The sequence below is a fragment of the Pseudomonas sp. B1-22 genome (assembly GCF_050474425.1).
Classification (GTDB): domain Bacteria; phylum Pseudomonadota; class Gammaproteobacteria; order Pseudomonadales; family Pseudomonadaceae; genus Pseudomonas.
This window is the reverse complement of the sequence record NZ_JBCHVH010000005.1, coordinates 418,506-437,134: the sequence shown is the minus strand read 5'-3', so window position 1 is coordinate 437,134 and position 18,629 is coordinate 418,506. Positions and strand designations below refer to the sequence as shown.

16 protein-coding genes are annotated in these 18,629 nt (G+C 65.6%); 4 read left to right on the top strand and 12 right to left on the bottom strand.

All coding sequences use genetic code 11. The features are described 5' to 3' along the window. Window positions 1-13: 13 nt before the first annotated feature. Window positions 14-1,006 carry a YhdH/YhfP family quinone oxidoreductase gene (locus ACQ5BL_RS20885; RefSeq protein ID WP_243806933.1) on the top strand — a complete coding sequence of 331 codons (993 nt, stop codon included), beginning with the start codon at window positions 14-16 and terminating at the stop codon, window positions 1,004-1,006. Window positions 1,007-1,039: 33 nt separating this feature from the next. Here ACQ5BL_RS20885 and ACQ5BL_RS20880 read toward each other — a convergent pair whose 3' ends face one another. Further along, window positions 1,040-1,894: an alpha/beta hydrolase family protein gene (locus tag ACQ5BL_RS20880; RefSeq protein ID WP_243806932.1), complete on the bottom strand. Its 855-nt coding sequence runs from the start codon at window positions 1,892-1,894 to the stop codon at window positions 1,040-1,042. An 11-nt stretch (window positions 1,895-1,905) separates the two neighbouring features. Then, on the bottom strand, window positions 1,906-2,343 hold the full coding sequence (locus tag ACQ5BL_RS20875; RefSeq protein ID WP_207885668.1) for a hotdog fold domain-containing protein: 438 nt from the start codon (window positions 2,341-2,343) through the stop codon (window positions 1,906-1,908). A gap of 124 nt (window positions 2,344-2,467) precedes the next feature. On the opposite strand from ACQ5BL_RS20875, the gene ACQ5BL_RS20870 reads away from it, so the two are divergent. Further along, window positions 2,468-3,046, top strand: a complete 579-nt coding sequence (locus ACQ5BL_RS20870; protein ID WP_243806931.1) for a TetR/AcrR family transcriptional regulator — start codon at window positions 2,468-2,470, stop codon at window positions 3,044-3,046. A 259-nt stretch (window positions 3,047-3,305) separates the two neighbouring features. Here the strand turns inward: ACQ5BL_RS20870 and ACQ5BL_RS20865 are convergent, their stop codons facing one another. The 7 genes from ACQ5BL_RS20865 to metH form a co-directional block, all read right to left on the bottom strand. Next, on the bottom strand, window positions 3,306-3,809 hold the full coding sequence (locus ACQ5BL_RS20865; RefSeq protein WP_243806930.1) for a DUF934 domain-containing protein: 504 nt from the start codon (window positions 3,807-3,809) through the stop codon (window positions 3,306-3,308). Continuing rightward, entirely contained in the window at window positions 3,793-5,451 is a 1,659-nt protein-coding gene (locus ACQ5BL_RS20860; RefSeq protein ID WP_243806929.1) for a nitrite/sulfite reductase, read from the bottom strand. The genes ACQ5BL_RS20865 and ACQ5BL_RS20860 overlap by 17 nt, the downstream gene beginning before the upstream one ends. 249 nt (window positions 5,452-5,700) lie before the next feature. Continuing rightward, window positions 5,701-6,195: a PaaI family thioesterase gene (locus ACQ5BL_RS20855; protein ID WP_243806928.1), complete on the bottom strand. Its 495-nt coding sequence runs from the start codon at window positions 6,193-6,195 to the stop codon at window positions 5,701-5,703. 327 nt (window positions 6,196-6,522) lie between these two features. Further along, window positions 6,523-6,738: a DUF2970 domain-containing protein gene (locus ACQ5BL_RS20850; protein ID WP_207885628.1), complete on the bottom strand. Its 216-nt coding sequence runs from the start codon at window positions 6,736-6,738 to the stop codon at window positions 6,523-6,525. Window positions 6,739-6,830: 92 nt separating this feature from the next. Next, complete coding sequence (locus ACQ5BL_RS20845; protein WP_243806927.1) at window positions 6,831-8,156, bottom strand: MATE family efflux transporter; 1,326 nt, start codon at window positions 8,154-8,156, stop codon at window positions 6,831-6,833. A 302-nt stretch (window positions 8,157-8,458) separates the two neighbouring features. Continuing rightward, window positions 8,459-8,809, bottom strand: coding sequence for a 50S ribosome-binding protein YggL (locus ACQ5BL_RS20840; protein WP_207885626.1), 351 nt, complete (start codon window positions 8,807-8,809; stop codon window positions 8,459-8,461). A gap of 263 nt (window positions 8,810-9,072) precedes the next feature. Further along, window positions 9,073-12,765: a methionine synthase gene (gene metH / locus ACQ5BL_RS20835; RefSeq protein ID WP_243806926.1), complete on the bottom strand. Its 3,693-nt coding sequence runs from the start codon at window positions 12,763-12,765 to the stop codon at window positions 9,073-9,075. Window positions 12,766-12,937: 172 nt separating this feature from the next. Between metH and ACQ5BL_RS20830 the strand changes: the two genes are divergently transcribed. Together ACQ5BL_RS20830 and nfuA are read left to right on the top strand one after the other, a co-directional pair. Next, window positions 12,938-15,226, top strand: a complete 2,289-nt coding sequence (locus ACQ5BL_RS20830; protein WP_430293232.1) for a fatty acid cis/trans isomerase — start codon at window positions 12,938-12,940, stop codon at window positions 15,224-15,226. 171 nt (window positions 15,227-15,397) lie between these two features. Beyond that, the gene (gene nfuA, locus ACQ5BL_RS20825; protein WP_207885623.1) at window positions 15,398-15,982 is read left to right on the top strand and encodes a Fe-S biogenesis protein NfuA; all 585 of its coding nucleotides are present in this window, start codon (window positions 15,398-15,400) and stop codon (window positions 15,980-15,982) included. A gap of 181 nt (window positions 15,983-16,163) precedes the next feature. Here the strand turns inward: nfuA and ACQ5BL_RS20820 are convergent, their stop codons facing one another. The 3 genes from ACQ5BL_RS20820 to ACQ5BL_RS20810 are packed head-to-tail and all read right to left on the bottom strand — an operon-like array spanning window position 16,164 to window position 18,615. Next, window positions 16,164-17,333 carry an MFS transporter gene (locus ACQ5BL_RS20820; protein ID WP_243806924.1) on the bottom strand — a complete coding sequence of 390 codons (1,170 nt, stop codon included), beginning with the start codon at window positions 17,331-17,333 and terminating at the stop codon, window positions 16,164-16,166. Window positions 17,334-17,342: 9 nt separating this feature from the next. Then, a complete protein-coding gene (locus ACQ5BL_RS20815; protein WP_207885621.1) occupies window positions 17,343-17,585 on the bottom strand; it encodes a DUF1272 domain-containing protein in 243 nt (80 codons plus the stop codon). Window positions 17,586-17,610: 25 nt separating this feature from the next. Then, window positions 17,611-18,615 carry a GlxA family transcriptional regulator gene (locus ACQ5BL_RS20810; RefSeq protein ID WP_243806923.1) on the bottom strand — a complete coding sequence of 335 codons (1,005 nt, stop codon included), beginning with the start codon at window positions 18,613-18,615 and terminating at the stop codon, window positions 17,611-17,613. Window positions 18,616-18,629 lie beyond the last annotated feature (14 nt).

The window sequence follows — 18,629 nt, the reverse complement described above, 5'->3', positions numbered from 1 at the left end:
GAGGAGGGTCGAGATGAGTGCATTCAAGGCGTTGTGGGTCACCGAGTCGGCGCACGGCGTGTACGACCTGCAGGTGACCGAGCGGCAGGTTGCCGATCTGCCGGCAGGCGAAGTGCTGGTGCGGGTGAAGTATTCCTCGTTGAACTACAAGGATGCGCTGTCCGCCAGCGGCAACCGTGGCGTCACCCGCAAGTACCCGCACACCCCCGGCATCGATGCCGCCGGTGTGGTGGAAGAGTCCTCTGTGGGCGAATTCGCCGTCGGCGACGAAGTCATCGTCACCGGCTACGACCTGGGCATGAACACGCCGGGCGGCTTCGGCCAGTACATCCGCGTACCTGCGGCCTGGCTGATCAAGCGCCCGCAGGGCCTGACGCTGCGTGAAGCCATGATCCTCGGTACCGCCGGCCTCACCGCTGCGCTGTGCGTCGACAAGCTCGAGCGTGCCGGTGTGACGCCGTCCTCTGGCCCCATCCTGGTCACCGGCGCCACCGGCGGCGTGGGTAGCATCGCGGTGATGCTGCTGGCGAAGCTGGGCTACACCGTGGCGGCTGCCACCGGCAAGCTGGAACAGGCCGAACTGCTCAACCGTCTCGGCGCGCGGCAGATCCTCGACCGCGCCACCGTTTCCGACGGCGTCGACAAGCCGCTGCTGCGCGAGCAGTGGGCCGGCGCGGTGGACACCGTGGGCGGCGACATCCTGTTCAACGTGGTCAAGTCGCTGCAGTACGGCGGCAGCGTCGCCTGCTGCGGCCTGACCGCCGGCGCCGCCTTCAAGGCCACCGTGCTGCCCTTCATCCTGCGCGGCGTGAACCTGCTGGGCGTGGACTCGGTGGAGCTGCCGCTGGTGGTCAAGGCATCCATGTGGGACAAGCTGTCCCTGCAGTGGAAGCTCGACAACCTCGAAGCGGCCGTCCGCGAAGTCACCCTCGACGATCTTCCGGCTGCCATTCACCAGATCCTCGCCGGCAAGCTGGTTGGCCGGGTGCTGGTGAATCTCGGCTGATCCCTCGATTGATTCGGGGGCCGGGCCTGGGTGTCAGCCCAGGTCCGGCAGCAGGTAGTCCTCCCACAGCGAGTCGGCGAACTGGCGGCGAAAGAAGCCGAAGTGGCCGATGCGCTTCACGCCGATGTCTTCCGGCGCGATTCGTTTCACCGTCTTCGGCGCGCCACGGTAGAAGCCGTGCAGCGACTCGGTGTTGCGCCCGGACATCATCTCGTCGTCGGTGAAGGAGATGGAGGTGATCGGCGTGCGCACCGATGAATAGGCCTCGCGCACCGCGCCGCCTTCCGCGCCCACGGCGTATTCCGGGTCCAGGCACCAGCGCCGCCATTGCTCGATCACCCCACGCGGCAGGTCGCCGACCACGCCCAGGCGTTTGCCTGGGAAATAGCCCAGCAGCGGTGTGAGGGTCGGCGCCAGGCAATACCAGAGCAGCCAGGCCTTGTGCCGCAGACCCTTGGTGTTCTCGCGCCAATAGCCGCTGCCGGTGGCGATGGTGAAGGCGCGCTGGATGCGCTCGTTGCCGCGCACGAAGGGCAGGATCTGCCCGCCGAGGCTGTGGCCGATCCAGTACACGGGCAGGTCGCCGGCAGCTTCCACCACGGCATCGAGCATCGCGCTGCAGTCGTGGTTGCCCCAGGCCAGCACATCCACCTCCAGATCCCGCAGGTGGCCGCTGCGGGACTGGCCCATGCCGACGTAGTCGAAGGTCACGGTGAGATAGCCGCGCTCGGCCAGCCAGTAGGCAAAGGCGCTGTAGAAGCGCTGTTCGACACCCATGGCGGGGACGATCAGCACCGCTCCACGCGCATTGCCGGGCGGGTAGTGCCAGTGGCTGGAGAGGCTGTGGCCGTTGCCATTGTCCAGCGAGCGGGGGAGCGGGGTGATCATGGCGGGGTTCCTCAGGCCTGGCTGACGTACATGGTGATATCGGCGCGGAACACCTTCTTGTCGCCAACGTAGGCGAGCACCGGGACGACGACGTCGCCTTGCTGGCTCCAGTCGATCGCGCGGCCATCGGCCACGGCGCGGACATCACCGTCGGCCTTGGCCAGGTATTCCACCGTCATGCCACGGGGAATCCAGCGGCGGCCCTCGGGGATCGACACGTCGGTCATGGTCCCGGCGGCCAGTTCGGCCGCGTTGCACAGGGCGATGGCGTGCACGGTGCCGATGTGGTTGAGCACTTCGCGGCGTTTGGGGAAGGTGACTTCCGCATAGCCCGGGCGCAGTTCGACGAACTGCGGGGCGATGCTGGCGAAGTAGGGGGCGACCTGGCCGATCATGGCGCTGAACTGCGCGGGGCCGGCCTGCTGGTACATTTGCATCATCTGACTCATGGCAACTCCGAGGAAAAGCGGATTGAAGATGGATGCGCGCCCAGGCAGTATACGAAGACTAGAAATTAATTCTAGAAAAATATTCTAGAATTCTGTTCGAGCGGTTTTTCTCCACAGGAACCCCATGGCCCGACCTTCCCGCAAAGACGACATCCTCCAGGCCGCGCTGGCCTGTTTCAGCGAATCCGGCGTGGACGCCACCACCATCGAGATGATCCGTGACCGCTCCGGTGCCAGCATCGGCAGCCTCTACCACCATTACGGCAACAAGGAGCGCATCATCGGCGCGCTGTACCTGACCGGCATCGGCCAGTACGCGGCTTTGCTCGACGCGGGGCTGGAAGAGGCAAAGAGTGCGGAGGACATCGTGAAGCTGTTCGTCACGTCCTACATCGACTGGGTGTCGGCCAACCCTGAGTGGGCGCGCTTCATCCTGCACAGCCGTGGGCGCGTGGAAGCGGGGGAGGTGGGCGAGGAGCTGCGCGAGGCCAACCGCCAGCACGGTCGACGTATCGCCGAACTGCTGGCCGAGCACCGCAAGGCCGGGGCGTTCAAGGCGTTGTCGGCGGAGTTGTTCAACTCCGTGGTGATCGGCCCGACCCACGACTATGCGCGCAACTGGCTGGCCGGGCGCACGCGGGTGGACCTGATCGAGTGCCGCGAGCAGCTGGCGCAGATCGCCTGGGAGAGCGTACGGGCCTGACAGCTTTCGTAGGAGCGGACCTTGTCCGCGAAATCCCGACCTTGCTGAAGAGCTTCGCGGAGAAGCTCCGCTCCTACGAGAGCAGTTCGTGCCCGCGGCGAGGTGGCATGCGGGGCACCCTGTATGAGCGAGCTTGCTCGCGAACGGATTTCCCGGCGGCGCTGAAGCTGGTCGGGTTCGCGAGCAAGCTCGCTCCTACGATGATCAAAAGCAGAAATGAAAAAGCCCCGCAGTGCGGGGCTTTTTCCTATCGACCGGATCAGGCCAGCTGACGGCGACGGAACAGCGGTTGCGGCTGGGTCACCGAGGTCTGGTAGACCTCGGAGAAGTCGTCCAGGCTCGCCAGCGCGTCGTGCGGGTCGCGGTCGGCGCGGATGGCGTAGGCGTCGAAACCGCAGCTCTGCATGAAGAACAGCTGGTCGCGCAGCACGTCGCCGATGGCGCGCACTTCGCCCTTGTAGCCGAAGCGCTCGCGCAGCAGGCGTGCGGTACTGAAGCCGCGGCCGTCGGTGAAGGCGGGGAAGTTCACGGCGATGACCTTGAACTTGTCCAGGTCTTCGGCGATGGCTTCCGGCTCTTCGTCCGCGTCCAGCCACACGCCCAGGCCGCCGTCGCGGCCGCGCAGGGCCGGGCCGTGTTCCAGCCACAGGTTCAGCGGGATGATCACGTCGTCGCAGTTGGGCACGGTCTCGAGGGTCGCGTCCTTGGGCAGCAGGTGCCAGCGGTCGTCGACGACCTCGCGGTTCTTAATGATTCGCTGCATATACGCGCTCCTTGAAGGGATCGATGCCGATGCGACGGTAGGTATCGAGGAAACGTTCCTCTTCGGTGCGCTGTTCCACGTAGACGTTGATGATCTTCTCGATCACGTCGGCCATCTGCTCCTGGGCGAAGGACGGGCCGAGGATCTGCGCGAGGCTCGCCTCCCGGCTGGCGCTGCCGCCGAGGGAGACCTGGTAGAACTCCTCGCCCTTCTTGTCCACGCCGAGGATGCCGATGTGGCCCACGTGGTGGTGACCGCAGGCGTTCATGCAGCCGGAGATGTTCAGGTCGATCTCGCCGATGTCGAACAGATAGTCCAGGTCATCGAAGCGACGCTGGATGGCTTCGGCCACCGGGATCGACTTGGCGTTGGCCAGGGAGCAGAAATCACCGCCCGGGCAGCAGATGAGGTCGGTCAGCAGGCCCACGTTGGGGGTGGCGAAACCGTTCTCACGCAGTTCGCCCCAGAGGGTGAACAGCTGCGCCTGCTCGACGTCGGCGAGGATGATGTTCTGATTATGGCTGTTGCGCACTTCGCCGAAGCTGTAGCGGTCGGCGAGGTCGGCGACCACGTCCAGCTGCTTGTCGGTGATGTCGCCAGGCGCCACGCCGGTGGGCTTGAGCGACAGGGTCACGGCGACGTAGCCGGGCTTCTTGTGGGCGAAGGTGTTGCGGCTGCGCCAGCGGGCAAAGCCGGGGTGTTCGGCGTCCAGCTGGGCGAGGGCGGCGTCCTGGTCTTCCAGGGCCTTGTAGGCCGGATCGACGAAGTGGGCGGCCACGCGCTGCAGTTCGGCCTCGGTCAGGGTGCTCGGCCCGTCCTTCAGGTTCGCCCATTCGGCGTCGACCTTCTGGGCAAAGACTTCCGGGGTCAGCGCCTTGACCAGGATCTTGATGCGCGCCTTGTACTTGTTGTCCCGACGGCCATAGCGGTTGTACACGCGCAGGATGGCGTCCAGGTAGGACAGCAGGTGCTGCCAGGGCAGGAATTCATTGATGAAGCTGCCGACGATCGGGGTACGGCCCAGGCCGCCGCCGACGGAGACACGGAAGCCCAGCTCACCGGCTTCGTTCTTCACCGCTTCCAGGCCGATGTCGTGCACCTCGATGGCGGCACGGTCGCTCACGGCGCCGTTGACGGCGATCTTGAACTTGCGCGGCAGGTGGGCGAACTCGGGGTGGAAGGTCGACCACTGGCGGATGATCTCGCACCAGGGGCGCGGGTCCACGAGTTCGTCGCGGGCAACGCCGGCGAACTGGTCGGTGGTGGTGTTGCGGATGCAGTTGCCGCTGGTCTGGATCGCGTGCATCTGCACGGTGGCCAGTTCGGCGAGGATTTCCGGCACGTCTTCCAGTTCCGGCCAGTTGTACTGGACGTTCTGGCGGGTGCTGATGTGCGCGTAGCCCTTGTCGTAGTCGCGGGCGATCTGTGCCAGCTTGCGGACCTGCTTCGAGGACAGCAGGCCGTACGGCACAGCCACTCGCAGCATGGGCGCGTAGCGCTGGATGTACAGGCCATTCTGCAGACGCAGCGGGCGGAATTCCTCGCCGGTCAGTTCGCCTGCCAGGTAGCGGCGGGTCTGATCGCGGAACTGCTTGACGCGATCTTCTACGATCCTTTGATCGTATTCGTCATATACGTACATGAATCTTCCTGCTGTCAGGCTATAGCGCTCAGGCGTACTGCGTATCCCAGCGCGCACGGCAACGCGCTCCACGCGGAGTGGGCGCACGATACCAGTTCGGGAATATGCGCAAAAGTGATGTTTGAGTATATGGCGAGAACTTTTGGATCTATGCCGCGCCAGGTCTGAAACTCAGGCGGGCCGGTGCCTCGGAATGGGGCGAAACTCGCGCGAGGCGCCGGTGCGTTTCACCGGCGCGGGAGACGCGAATCAGGCCTCGCGGCCATGGGCGGCGTCACGCAGTTGTGCGGTGTCGACGCGGACGAATATCGAGTCGCCGATGCAGGTCAGCACATCGCCGGCGTAAACCTCGCAGATGACCCGGCTCTTGCGTCCGACCTCACCCTCGACGTGGGCCTTCAAGTTCAGCGGCACGCCCATGGGCGTCGGCTTGATGTACTTGATGCCCAGGTTGCCGGTCACGCAGTCGATACGCGGCAGGCTACCCGGCTCGCGGCCTTCGGCGCGGTAGTGGTAGGCCATCGCGGTCCAGTTCGAGTGGCAATCCACCAGCATGGCGATCAGGCCGCCATACACCAGCTCCGGCCAGCCGCAGTACTTGGCCTCGGGCAGGTGCTCGGCGACGACGTGGACGCCGTCCTCGTGCCAGTGGCTCTTGATGTGCAGTCCGTGCGGGTTGCTGCCGCCGCAGCCATAGCAGACGCCTTCCGGCGCGACCGTGTCTTGCAGTGAATCCAGGTGCATAGCCTTTCCTGATTGCGTTTCGCTTGTTCTTGTCGAAGGCGCAGCCTAACGGCTTTGGCGGTATCGCGGAAAGAGGAGGTTCCTTGAGGGGCGGGCGGAGCTGGTCTTAACTCTCGGGTGTGGTCCTTCAGCCAATAACGAGAACATGGGGGAAGCATGAGCGAAGAATCGTCCAGCAAGACCAGCGACAGCGTCGTCGATGCGCGTGCCGCGTTCATCTTGATCCTGCTGGTGGTTGCCACCGCGGTGTACTGGGTCAGCCATCAGTGACAGCGATGCCGGCGGGTCGCTCTGCGGCCCGCTTGGCGCCTAGCCTCTCCAACCTGCCTAGACCCCGGCGAAGTGCAGCACCACCTGCACCAGCGCATAGAGCAGCAGCACGAAGACCAGCGTGAAGACGATGCCCATGGCGATGAAATGGCTGGGTTTGCCCTGGGTGAAATCGCGCGCGCGATTCTTCCCGCTCTGCACGCCGAAGGCGGCGGCCAGCACGCTGTGCAGCATCTGCCAGAAGCTTGGCGGTTTGTTCTGTTGATCATCCATCCTTCGCACCTCCTAATCTAAGAGCCTAGCTCCTGGAAACCTGGCCCCTGGAAACCCGGTTCCTGGAAACCCGGCTCCTTGAAACATAGCCGCTAGAGTTCGATCTGCGTCCACTCGCGCCTTTGCCACATCATCGCGAAGATCACCGAAGCGAGCCCGCGCTGGAGAATCTGCATGCTCCAGATCGCCAGCAGGCCACCGCCCATGACCGGGCCCACCAGATAGGCCAGCGGCAGGAAGAACAGCCACTGGTTGCCCAGGCTGACCGCCATTACCGTGCGGGTGGCTCCGGCGCCGAGCAGGGCCTGGGTGAGCACCAGTGCGGTAGCGTCGATAACCATGCCCAGCCCGGTAATCGTCAGTGGGAGGCGGCCCAGTTCGATCAGCGCCGGGTCGTTGACGAACAGCCGCAGGATGGTCTCGGGGAATAGCCAGAAGGGTGACCCCAGCAGAGCCAAACCGCAGGCGGCCACCTTCACCACGTCCCAGCCCCAGCGGTGCGCGCTGTCGAAGTCGCGCTCGCCCATGCTCTGGCTGACCAGGGTGGTGGCGGCCATGCCCAGCCCGATGCCGGGCAGGATCAGGAACAGCGCCAGGTTGATCAGCACGTGGGCCACCGCCAGCTCGCGGGTGCCGACCTGGGCGATGATCCAGAACAGCAGGGTGATGCCGGCGGCGAAGAAGAACTGCTGCAGCGAATTGGGCAACGACAGGCGCAGCATCACGCGGATGTCGCGTTCGCTCGGCAGACGAGGGCGGAAGCCCTGGGCGCGGGCATCGCGCCAGGTGATCCAGGCGTAGATCAGCGAGCCCAGGTAGAGCGCCAGGGTGGTGCCCAGCCCGCTGCCCACCGCGCCCATGCGCGGCAGGCCGAACAGGCCGTGAATCAGGCTGTAGCTGATCGCCGCGTTGGCCAGGTGCATCACCACCAGCGTGCGCATGTACATGCCCGAGCGGCGTGTGCCGTTCCAGTAACCGCGGAACGAGAAGTTCAGCCCCACCGCCAGCACCGACAGCGCGCGCCATTCGAAGTACGGGGTACCGACCGCCAGTACATCGGGATCGATGGACAGGGCGCGGACGATGGGTTCGGCGAACAGCAGGCAGATCAGGGTGATCGGCAGTGACAGGCCCAGCGCCACCAGTAGGCCGCAGTTGAGCGGTGCGGCCTGTTCTTCCAGGCGGCCTTCGCCCCGACGGCGCGCCACCAGCGCCTGCACGCCGGCGCCCAGGCCCATCACCAGGGAGATAGCGACGAAGTTGGCGTAGCTGCCGATGCCCACGCCGGCCAGGGACTTCTCGCCCAGATGACCGACCATCGCGGCATCCACCAGGTTGAGCAGGCTCTGGCTGAGCATTCCGCCGATGATCGGCAGGCCCAGACTGAGAATGTTCTGGAGGCGCTGGCGCTCTAGCATGGCGTCCTTGGAGGCAGTGAGCTTCCGGCCTGTTTTGGGAGACGGGCGCACCCGTGCCGGTCGGGTTCGTTGAGGGAAAGCCTAGCGTAACCCTCATGCTCCTGCCCGTACCGGAGGCGCTTTGTGGTCCGTGGAGTTGCTGGCGAGGAGAACTGCTTGAATGGGTGGCTGCTGTGGAGCGGCCATGTTTCAGCCGGCAATCGTTCTGCTGGAGATGGCCTGCTTGCGCCGCTCAGGTATTGCGGTGGACGTGCGAAGGGCGCTTCCGGCGATGCATGGGCAATCGCCGGAAGCGATGGTGCTTACTCGAACAGGCCGTGCCAGCAGTCGCTCAGCTCGCCCAATTCGAAGGACTTGCACCAGGACTGCTTTTCCAGCCACAGACGGGTGGTTTCGCGGTCGGCGTCGGTCAGGCTGCCGACGGCGTTCAGGCACAGGTAGCCAGTGAACTCGCCCTCTTCGGTGGCGCCACCGACGAAGACCCAGCCTTCGGATTCGACGAAGGCGATCCACTGATCGAGAACGTCATCCAGGTCGCCGCTGTAGTTCACTTCCAGGCTGAAGCCGAACTCCTGGAACTCGCCCAGGCGCAGCTTCTTCAGCAGGCGGCGCTTGCGCGGTTTGGCCATCTGTTCGGGGGTGAGGTATTTCATGGGTTTTTCTCTCTGTGCAGCGAAAGGAGACGGGCCGCCGGCATGGATGCCTCGTGCGCGCCAGTTAGGATGAACATCCTGTGAACCGGCGGATTATCCAGCATTTGCCCGTTCAGTGCAGCGTGGCCTTGCGGGGGCGTGCTGCAGGAAAGTCCATCATGCCCGAGCGATAGCGCGGTGACCGAACGAAAAACGCGAGGCCGATCGCTCGGCCTCGCGTTTTTATTGCCACGGGCTTGCCGGCAATCCGGCAGCGGCCCTGATCAGTTGTCGTACCCCAGGTTCGGCGACAGCCAGCGTTCGCTGGTGCTGATTTCCTGGTCCTTGCGTGCGCTGTAGCGTTCGACCTGGTCCTTGTCGACCTTGCCCACGGCGAAGTACTGCGCCTGCGGGTGGGCGAAGTACCAGCCGCTGACGGCGGCGGCGGGGAACATGGCGTAATGCTCGGTGAGGGTCACGCCGGAGACGCCCTTCGGGTCAAGCAGCTTGAACAGCGTGCCTTTCTCGGTGTGATCCGGGCAGGCCGGGTAGCCAGGGGCCGGGCGGATGCCGACGTATTGCTCCTTGATCAGCGCCTCATTGCTGAGGTGCTCGTCCGGCTGATAGCCCCAGTATTCCTTGCGCACGCGCTCGTGCAGCCACTCGGCGCAGGCTTCGGCAAGGCGGTCGGCGAGGGCTTTGACCATGATCGCGCTGTAGTCGTCGCCCTTGGCCTCGTAGGCCTTGGCCACTTCCTCGGCGCCGATGCCGGCGGTGGTGATGAAGCCGCCGACATAGTCCTTCACGCCGCTCTCCTTGGGCGCGACGAAGTCGGCCAGGCTGAAGTTCGGCTTGCCGTCGGGCTTGATGGTCTGCTGGCGCAGGTGGTGCAGGGTGGCCAGCTTGTGGCCGTCGTCGCCGTAGACTTCCAGATCGTCGTGCTGTACCTGGTTGGCCGGCCAGAAGCCGAAGACGGCCTTGGCGCGAATGAGCTTCTCGTCGATCAGCTTCTTCAGCATCGCCTGGGCGTCGTTGAACAGGCTGGTGGCCGCTTCGCCCACGACTTCGTCGGTGAGGATGCGCGGGTACTTGCCGGCCAGGTCCCAGGAGATGAAGAAGGGCGTCCAGTCGATGTACGTGGCCAGCACGTTGAGGTCGATGTCATCCAGCACTTTCACGCCGGTGAAGCTCGGCACCGGCGGCTGGTAGCCGGCCCAGTCGAACTGCGGCTTGGCGGCGATGGCCTGCTCGTAGCTCAGGCGCTCGGTGCGCGCGCTGCGGTTGGCGGTGCGCTCGCGCACTTCCGCGTATTCCTCGCGCAGCTTGCGGGCGTACTCGGGTTTCATCTCCTTGGACAGCAGGGTAGTGGCCACGCCCACCGCGCGGGAGGCGTCGGTGACGTAGACCACCGCATCGTTGCTGTACTGCGGGTCGATCTTCACCGCGGTGTGCGCCTTGGAAGTGGTGGCGCCACCGATCATCAGCGGCAGCTGGAAGCCCTGGCGCTGCATTTCCTTGGCGACGTGGACCATCTCGTCCAGCGACGGGGTGATCAGGCCGGACAGGCCGATGATGTCGCACTTCTGCTCGCGGGCGGTCTGCAGGATCTTTTCCGCCGGGACCATCACGCCCAGGTCGACGATGTCGTAGCCGTTGCAGCCCAGCACCACGCCGACGATGTTCTTGCCGATGTCGTGCACGTCGCCTTTTACCGTGGCCATGAGGATCTTGCCCTTGGCCTCGGGCTTGTCGCCTTTCTCCGCTTCGATGAAGGGGATCAGGTGGGCCACGGCCTGCTTCATCACGCGGGCGGATTTCACCACCTGCGGGAGGAACATCTTGCCGGCGCCGAACAGGTCGCCGACCACGTTCATGCCGGACATCAGCGGGCCTTCGATGACCTCGATGGGGCGCGCGCACTTCTGCCGGCACTCCTCGGTGTCCTCGACAATCCAGGTGGTGATGCCCTTGACCAGCGCGTGTTCCAGGCGCTTCTCGACGCTATGGCTGCGCCATTCCTCGTCTTCCACTTCCTTGGTGGCGCCGCCGCCCTTGTAGTTGTCGGCGATGGCCAGCAGCGCCTCGGTGGCGTCCGGGCTGCGGTTGAGCACCACGTCCTCGACCTTGTCGCGCAGTTCCTGCGGGATCTCGTCGTAGATCTCCAGCTGGCCGGCGTTGACGATGCCCATCGTCAGGCCATTCTGGATGGCGTAGTAGAGGAACACCGAGTGGATCGCCTCGCGCACCGGGTTGTTGCCGCGGAACGAGAACGACACGTTGGACACCCCGCCCGAGCTCAGCGCGTAGGGCAGGTTGTCGCGGATGTAGGCGCAGGCGTTGATGAAGTCGACCGCGTAGTTGTTGTGCTCCTCAATGCCGGTGGCGACCGCGAAGATGTTCGGGTCGAAGATGATGTCTTCCGGCGGGAAGCCCACTTCGTTGACCAGGATGTCGTAGGAGCGCTGGCAGATTTCTTCCTTGCGCGCCTGGGTGTCGGCCTGGCCGGCTTCGTCGAAGGCCATCACCACCACGGCGGCGCCGTAGCGCTTGCACAGGCGGGCGTGGTGCTTGAACTGCTCGACGCCTTCCTTCATGGAAATGGAGTTGACGATGCCCTTGCCCTGGATGCATTTCAGGCCCGCTTCGATCACTTCCCACTTGGAGGAGTCGATCATGATCGGCACGCGGGAGATGTCCGGCTCGGAGGCGATCAGGTTGAGGAAGGTGACCATGGCCGCCTTCGAATCCAGCATGCCCTCGTCCATGTTGATGTCGATCACCTGGGCGCCGGCTTCCACCTGCTGCTGCGCCACTTCCAGTGCTTCGGCGTAGTTTTCCTCGCGAATGAGCCGCGCGAACTTGGCCGAGCCGGTGATGTTGGTGCGCTCGCCGACGTTCACGAACAGCGAGTTGCGGTCGATGGTGAACGGCTCGAGGCCCGACAGGCGGCAGGCGCGGGGAATCTCGGGAATCGCGCGCGGGGCGTACTTGGCCACGGCCTTGGCGATGGCCTCGATGTGCGGCGGAGTGGTGCCGCAGCAGCCGCCGATGATGTTGAGGAAACCGGATGCGGCGAATTCCTCGACCACCTCGGCCATCTGCGCCGGGCTCTCGTCGTACTCGCCGAAGGCGTTGGGCAGGCCGGCGTTGGGGTGCGCGGAGACGTGGGTCCCGGCCTTGGTCGCCAGTTCTTCCAGGTAGGGGCGCAGCTCTTTCGCGCCGAGGGCGCAGTTCAGGCCGACGGAGATCGGGTTGGCGTGGCGCACCGAGTTCCAGAAGGCTTCGGTGGTCTGGCCCGAGAGGGTACGGCCGGAGGCGTCGGTGATGGTGCCGGAGATCATGATCGGCAGCTCGACGCCCAGCTCTTCATAGACGCCCTGCACGGCGAAGATCGCGGCCTTGGCGTTGAGGGTGTCGAAGATGGTCTCGATCAGGATCAGGTCCGCGCCACCCTCGATCAGGCCACGGGTGGCTTCGCTGTAATTCTCTACCAGTTCGTCGAAGGTGACGTTGCGGAAGCCGGGGTCGTTGACGTCCGGGGAGATCGAGCAGGTGCGGCTGGTCGGGCCGAGCACGCCGGCGACGAAGCGCGGCTTGGCCGGGTTCTCGGCGGTCTTGGCGTCGGCGACCTGGCGGGCCAGGCGCGCGCCCTCGACGTTCATCTCGTAGGCCAGCTCTTCCATGCCGTAGTCGGCCTGGGACACGCGGGTGGCGTTGAAGGTGTTGGTCTCGAGGATGTCCGCGCCGGCGTCCAGGTAGGCCTTCTCGATGGCCTGGATGACGTCCGGGCGGCTGAGCAGCAGCAGGTCGTTGTTGCCCTTCACGTCGCTCGGCCAGTCGGCGAAGCGCGCGCCGCGGTAGTCCTCTTCCTGCAGCTTGTAGCTCTGGATCATGGTGCCCATGCCGCCGTCGAGGATCAGGATGCGCTCCTTGAGGGCTTGCTGGAGGGCTTGCAGGCGAGCGGCGCGGTCGGACATCGGAGGTACCTAGAAGGGGGCGTGACAATGGGTCACTGATGATAACAAAGCTGTAGAAAATTTGAGCTTGCGGAGATTTGCATGAAAATCTCTCATGTTCTGCCGTTGGATAGGCAGCGCGGCGGCGGCGTTCCCGCTAGAATCCGCCCATTCCGAAGGTCTGGAGCCTTACATGTCCCTGCGAGCACGCTTCACGTTGTTCATCGCATCCCTGATGCTTTCAGCGTTTTCCCAGGCCGCGGGCCTGTCCTACACCAAGGACATCCAGCCGATCTTCACCGAGAAGTGCGTGGCCTGCCACGCCTGCTACGACTCGCCGTGCCAGCTCAACCTGACCGCTGCCGAAGGCGCGCAGCGCGGGGCCAACAAGCTGCCGGTGTACGACGGTGCGCGGACCAGGGCGGCGGACACCACCCGCTTGTTCCTCGACGCCCACGGTGCGGATGCCTGGCGGCGCAAGGACTTCTGGTCGGTGCTCGATGGCCGGGGCAGCCAGGCCGCGCTGATGGCGCGGATGATCGACCTGGGCCATCAGCATCCATTGGCGCCCAACGAGAAGATTCCGGACGGTCTGGACCTGTCGATCAGCCGCACCAACCAGTGCCCGACGCCCGACAGCATCGACGACTTCGTGCAGAAGAACCCGCGCAGCGGCATGCCCTTCGCCGTCACCGGCCTGACCGACAAGCAGCTCGCCACCCTCAAGACCTGGCTGGCCCAGGGCGCGCCGGTGGACCAGCAGGACTGGCAGCCGAGCGCCGCCGAGACGGGGCAGATCGCCGATTGGGAAAGCTTCCTGAACCAGCCCGGCGCACGCCAGAGCCTGGTTTCGCGCTGGCTCTACGAGCACCTGTTCCTGGCGCACCTGTATTTCACCGAGAACAGCCAGGACGGGCACTTCTTCCAGCTGGTGCGCTCGCGCACGCCCAGCGGCCAGCCGATCGACCCGATCGCTACCCGCCGGCCGAACGACGATCCGGGCAACAACTTCTACTACCGCCTGTGGCCGGTCCAGGGCGTGATCGTGCACAAGACGCACATCACCTATCCGCTCAACCCGGCCAAGCTGGCGCGTACCCAGGAGCTGTTCTACGGCACCGACTGGAGCACCGACATGGTGCCCGGCTACGGCCTGCAGCACCGCGCCAATCCGTTCGAAACCTTCGCCGCGATCCCGGCGCAGGCGCGCTACCAGTTCATGCTGGACAACGCCGAATACTTCGTCCGTACCTTCATCCGTGGGCCGGTGTGCCGCGGGCAGATCGCCACCGACGTGATCCGCGACAACTTCTGGGCGCTGTTCCAGGACCCGCAGCACGACCTCTATGTCACCGATCCGGACTTCCGCGCCCAGGCCTCGCCGCTGCTGGCGCTGCCGGGGCAGATCGACGACATGGGCACCATGCTGTCGCAGTGGCGCGCCTACCGCGACAAGCGCAACGCCTACGAGGAGCTGCGCCAGGACGTCTACGACGACGCGCCGGTGCCGACCTGGGCCGACGTCTGGGCCGGCAATGACAACGCCGTGCTGAGCATTTTCCGCCAGTACGACAGCGCCTCGGTGCGCAAGGGGTTGATCGGCGGCGTTCCGCAGACCATCTGGCTGCTGGACTACCCGCTGTTCGAGCGCACCTACTACGGTCTGGTGGTGAACTTCGATGTCTATGGCAACGTCGCCCACCAGGCGCAGACGCGGCTGTACTTCGACTTGATCCGCAATGGCGCCGAGCAGAACTTCCTCCGCCTGATGCCGGTCGCCGCACGCAAGCCGCTGCTGGATGACTGGTACCAGAACAGCGGCAGGCTGAAGATGTGGGCCGACTACTACACCAGCGACAGCACCCAGCCGACCGGGCTGTTCCTGCCGGAGAAGGGCGCCAAGAATGTCTTTGCCCAGCAACTGCTCAAGCGCTACGTGGCGCTCAACGCACGGCCCGACCCGATCAATATGTGCGAGAGCGGCTCCTGCTACCGCAACAATGTCGCCGCGCCGCTGCAGGACGCCGAGCAGATGTTCAGCCGCCTGGTCAGCCGTCCGGCGGCGGGGCTCCCGGTGATCGGCTACTTCCCCGAGGCGACCATGCTGCGGGTGGAGTTGCCTGACGGCCAGCGTGAGATCTACACCGTGCTGCGCAACCGCGCGCACAGCAACGTCGCCTTCATCGCGGGCGAGTCGCTGCGCTACCAGCCGGGGCTGGACACTCTGACCATCTACCCTGGCGTGCTCTCCAGCTACCCGAACTTCATGTTCGACCTGAAGGCGGGCGACGTGGGCGATTTCGTCAGTGCGCTGGAGCAGGTCAGGGACCAGGCCGGCTTCGACAACGTCGTGGACCGTTGGGGCATCCGCCGCAGCCATCCGCAGTTCTGGTTCTACTTCCATGACCTGGACGCCTACATTCGCGAGACCGAGCCGGTGGAGGCGGGCATTCTCGACATGAACCGCTACGAGAACCTCTGACTGGGTGATTCCCCTGTAGGAGCGCCCCATGGGCGCGATCGCGGGCATGGCCCGCTCCTACAGGGTGTAACGCGATATCCCCCAGCTGCGAAATATTCCTACTAATTCAGTAGGGCTTTCTACCTCACCCCCGAATGGCGTAAACTGGCGCCACGTTTGCGAGGAGTTGCCATGAGCGCTATTACCATCACCGAAGCCGCACAGGATTACCTGGCCGAACTGCTGTCCAAGCAGGACACCCCCGGCATCGGCATTCGCATCTTCATCACCCAGCCGGGAACCACCTACGCCGAGACCTGCATCGCCTACTGCAAGCCGGGCGAGCAGAAGCCGGAAGACACCCCGGTCGGCCTGAAGGATTTCACCGCCTATATCGACGCCATCAGCGAGCCCTTCCTGGAAGACGCCATCGTCGATTACGCCACTGACCGCATGGGCGGCCAGCTGACCATCAAGGCGCCCAACGCCAAGGTGCCGATGGTCAACGAAGACAGCCCGCTCACCGAGCGCATCAACTATTATCTGCAGACCGAGATCAACCCGGGTCTGGCCAGCCACGGCGGCCAGGTAAGCCTGGTGGACGTGGTCGAGGACAACATCGCCGTGCTGCGTTTCGGCGGCGGTTGCCAGGGCTGCGGCGCGGTCGAGATGACCCTCAAGGACGGCGTCGAGAAGACCCTGATCGAGCGCATCCCGGAGCTCAAGGGCGTGCGTGACGTCACCGACCACAGCAACCGCGAGAACGCCTACTACTGAGTGGGTGATCGAGCAGCGAAAAGGCGACCTTCGGGTCGCCTTTTTCGTTTGGGTATCTCGATTTTGCGGCAACCGGCCTGGCGGCCGGATCGCGGGCATGGCCCGCTCCTACAGGGGGGCATGAAGCTGCCGCTGTTGTAGGAGCGGGCCATGCCCGCGAACGGCGCCCTCAAGGGCGCGCTCACCGGTTGACCGCCAGCTCCTTGCGCCCCGACCAGATCATCACCACCGCCACCAGCAACACCGGCCACACCAGCAGGTTCACCGCGCTCCAGCCGATGCTGGTGATCAGCGCGCCGGAGCTGAAGGACATCAGCGCCGCCAGGCTGCCGTTGCCCAGCTCCATCAGCCCCTGCGCGTGCCCGCGCTCCTGCGCCGCATGACCGAAGGCAAGCAGCGTGGTGCCGGCCACCAGCATCAGGTTCCAGCCCACGCCCAGCAGCAGCGAGCTGACCAGGAACTGTGCCACCGACTGCCCGCTCAGCGCCACCGCCGCGCTGACCGCCAGCAGCGCCATGCCGACCCAGGCCACGCGCCGCCCGCCGAGGCGGTCCACCAGCGGCCCGGCGACGAAGGCGGGGAGGAACATGCCCAGCACATGCCACTGGATCACGCTCACCGAGCGCTCCAGCGGCAGTCCGCAGAAGCTCATGGCCAGCGGCGTAGCATTCATGATCAGGATCATCAGCCCGTGGCCGGCGGCGGTGCAGGCCATGGCCGCGCGGATCGCCGGGCGCGACAGTAATTCCCGCATGACTTTCCAGCCACCGGTGGAGGGCGCTGGCGCCGTGCCGTCCGGCAGGCGGCTGAGCACCGCGATGGCGACCAGCGCGAGCGCGGCAATCGCCAGATAGGAACCCACGAAGGGCGCGGACAGGGCATTGCGCGACCAGAGCGCCAGGGTTGGTGCGAGCAGCGCGGCCAGCACGCCACCGCCGATCACGTAGGCCGTGGCGCGGCCCTTGTGCGCCTCGTCCACCGCTTCCAGCGCGGCGAAGCGGTAATACATCGCCGATGCCTGATAGGCGCCGATGGGCAGCGCGCCGAGGCAGAACAGCAGGAAGTCCGCCAACCACACACCCAGCGCGCACAGCAGCCCGCCGAGCACGCCGCAGGCGGCGCCCAGCAGCAGTCCGCGTCGGCGTCCGTGGCGCTGCATGAACAGTGACAGCGGCTGCACCGCCAGCAGGTTGCCCAGCACCAGGATCGCCAGCGGCAGCGTGGCCAGGCTATTCAGCGGCGTGAGCTGGGCGCCCACCAGCGAGGTGAGGGTGATGCCGATCAGCGAGCAGGACCAGTACAGCGCCTGGCTGGTGAACAGCAGGCGGATCGCCGGGATGCGCAGCAGCATGACCCGTCCTCAGCCCTGGCAGCCGGCCGGTTTGAGCACGCGCTGGGTCGAAGCCGGATTGGCCGCCAGCTTCTCCGCCGGGCGACGTGGGCGCGGCACCAGTTCGCCGCCGCAGTTCGGGCAGCGGCCGTGCAGCACCTGCTCGGCGCAATCGGTGCAGAAGGTGCATTCGAAGGTGCAGATGCATGCATCCGGGCTGTCGCCTGGCAGGTCGCGGTCACAGCATTCGCAGTTGGGGCGCAGTTCGAGCATGGCAAGGTCCTTTCGATTGTCGTTGTCAGTGCAACTGGCCGAAGCGTTCGGCGTATTCTTGCGGGCTGATCGCCAGGTGCTTGTGGAAGGTGCGCCGCAGGTTTTCCGGGTGGCCGAAGCCGCACAGGCGCGACACCGTGCTGATCGACGCCTGGGCGTCCTGCAGCAGCGCGCGGGCCGCTTCCAGGCGCACCCGTTCAACGTAGCGGCCGGGTCCCATGCCCAATTCGTTGATGAACACCCGCGACAGCGTGCGCGGACTCATGCAGGCCTGCTCGGCCAGGGCTTCCAGAGACAGATCGCTGCCCAGGTTGGCGGGGATCCACTCCAGCAACGCCGCCAGGCGCGGCGTGCGGCTTGGCTCCGGGGTCAGCCAGTGGCTGAACTGCGCCTGTCCGCCTGGGCGCTTGAGAAACATCACCAGCCGCCGCGCCACCGCCAGCGCCAGGGCGCGGCCGAGATCGGCTTCCACCAGCGCCAGGGCGAGATCGATGCCGGCGGTGACGCCGGCCGAGGTGAACACGTGATCGTCGCCATCGCGGCGTAGCGGATCGTAGGTATGCAGCCGGTCACCCTGGACCAGCACTTCGGGATAGCCCGCGCACAGCTCATCGACGTCCGCCCAATGCGTGGTGGCCGGGCGGCCGTTCAGCACGCCGGCGACGGCGAGGATAAGCGCTCCGGAACAGACCGAGCCGAGTCGACGTACCTTGGGCTCGGCGCCGGCCAGCCAGCGCAGCAGGTCGGTGTTCCGGCACTGGTTTTCCACGCCGAGGCCGCCGGGCACCAGCAAGGTATCCAGGGTCGCGGCATCGACTTCCCGCCACGAAGCATCGGCACAGATGCGCAGGCCCGCCGAGGTCGCCACCGGCCCGACCTGTTCGCCTAGCACCAGCAGCTCGTAGATCGGTGGAAGCCCCTGGCGCTGTCGCTCGACGTTGGCGGAGGCGAACACCTGCAGCGGCCCGGTGATGTCCAGGCTCATGACCTCGGGGTAGATCAGGCAGGCGATCTGGCGCAGCGATTCCATGGCGGGCCTCGTTC

What these genes read in the sequence shown, in the direction of transcription:
- ACQ5BL_RS20885 (WP_243806933.1), top strand. Translation starts at nt 14, where the DNA reads ATGAGTGCATTCAAGGCGTTGTGGGTCACCGAGTCGGCGCACGGCGTG.
- nfuA (WP_207885623.1), top strand. Translation starts at nt 15,398, where the DNA reads ATGAGCGCTATTACCATCACCGAAGCCGCACAGGATTACCTGGCCGAA.
- ACQ5BL_RS20870 (WP_243806931.1), top strand. Translation starts at nt 2,468, where the DNA reads ATGGCCCGACCTTCCCGCAAAGACGACATCCTCCAGGCCGCGCTGGCC.
- ACQ5BL_RS20840 (WP_207885626.1), bottom strand. Translation starts at nt 8,809, where the DNA reads ATGAAATACCTCACCCCCGAACAGATGGCCAAACCGCGCAAGCGCCGC.
- ACQ5BL_RS20860 (WP_243806929.1), bottom strand. Translation starts at nt 5,451, where the DNA reads ATGTACGTATATGACGAATACGATCAAAGGATCGTAGAAGATCGCGTC.
- ACQ5BL_RS20845 (WP_243806927.1), bottom strand. Translation starts at nt 8,156, where the DNA reads ATGCTAGAGCGCCAGCGCCTCCAGAACATTCTCAGTCTGGGCCTGCCG.
- ACQ5BL_RS20815 (WP_207885621.1), bottom strand. Translation starts at nt 17,585, where the DNA reads ATGCTCGAACTGCGCCCCAACTGCGAATGCTGTGACCGCGACCTGCCA.
- ACQ5BL_RS20810 (WP_243806923.1), bottom strand. Translation starts at nt 18,615, where the DNA reads ATGGAATCGCTGCGCCAGATCGCCTGCCTGATCTACCCCGAGGTCATG.
- ACQ5BL_RS20875 (WP_207885668.1), bottom strand. Translation starts at nt 2,343, where the DNA reads ATGAGTCAGATGATGCAAATGTACCAGCAGGCCGGCCCCGCGCAGTTC.
- ACQ5BL_RS20865 (WP_243806930.1), bottom strand. Translation starts at nt 3,809, where the DNA reads ATGCAGCGAATCATTAAGAACCGCGAGGTCGTCGACGACCGCTGGCAC.
- ACQ5BL_RS20820 (WP_243806924.1), bottom strand. Translation starts at nt 17,333, where the DNA reads ATGCTGCTGCGCATCCCGGCGATCCGCCTGCTGTTCACCAGCCAGGCG.
- ACQ5BL_RS20880 (WP_243806932.1), bottom strand. Translation starts at nt 1,894, where the DNA reads ATGATCACCCCGCTCCCCCGCTCGCTGGACAATGGCAACGGCCACAGC.
- ACQ5BL_RS20855 (WP_243806928.1), bottom strand. Translation starts at nt 6,195, where the DNA reads ATGCACCTGGATTCACTGCAAGACACGGTCGCGCCGGAAGGCGTCTGC.
- ACQ5BL_RS20830 (WP_430293232.1), top strand. Translation starts at nt 12,938, where the DNA reads ATGTCCCTGCGAGCACGCTTCACGTTGTTCATCGCATCCCTGATGCTT.
- metH (WP_243806926.1), bottom strand. Translation starts at nt 12,765, where the DNA reads ATGTCCGACCGCGCCGCTCGCCTGCAAGCCCTCCAGCAAGCCCTCAAG.
- ACQ5BL_RS20850 (WP_207885628.1), bottom strand. Translation starts at nt 6,738, where the DNA reads ATGGATGATCAACAGAACAAACCGCCAAGCTTCTGGCAGATGCTGCAC.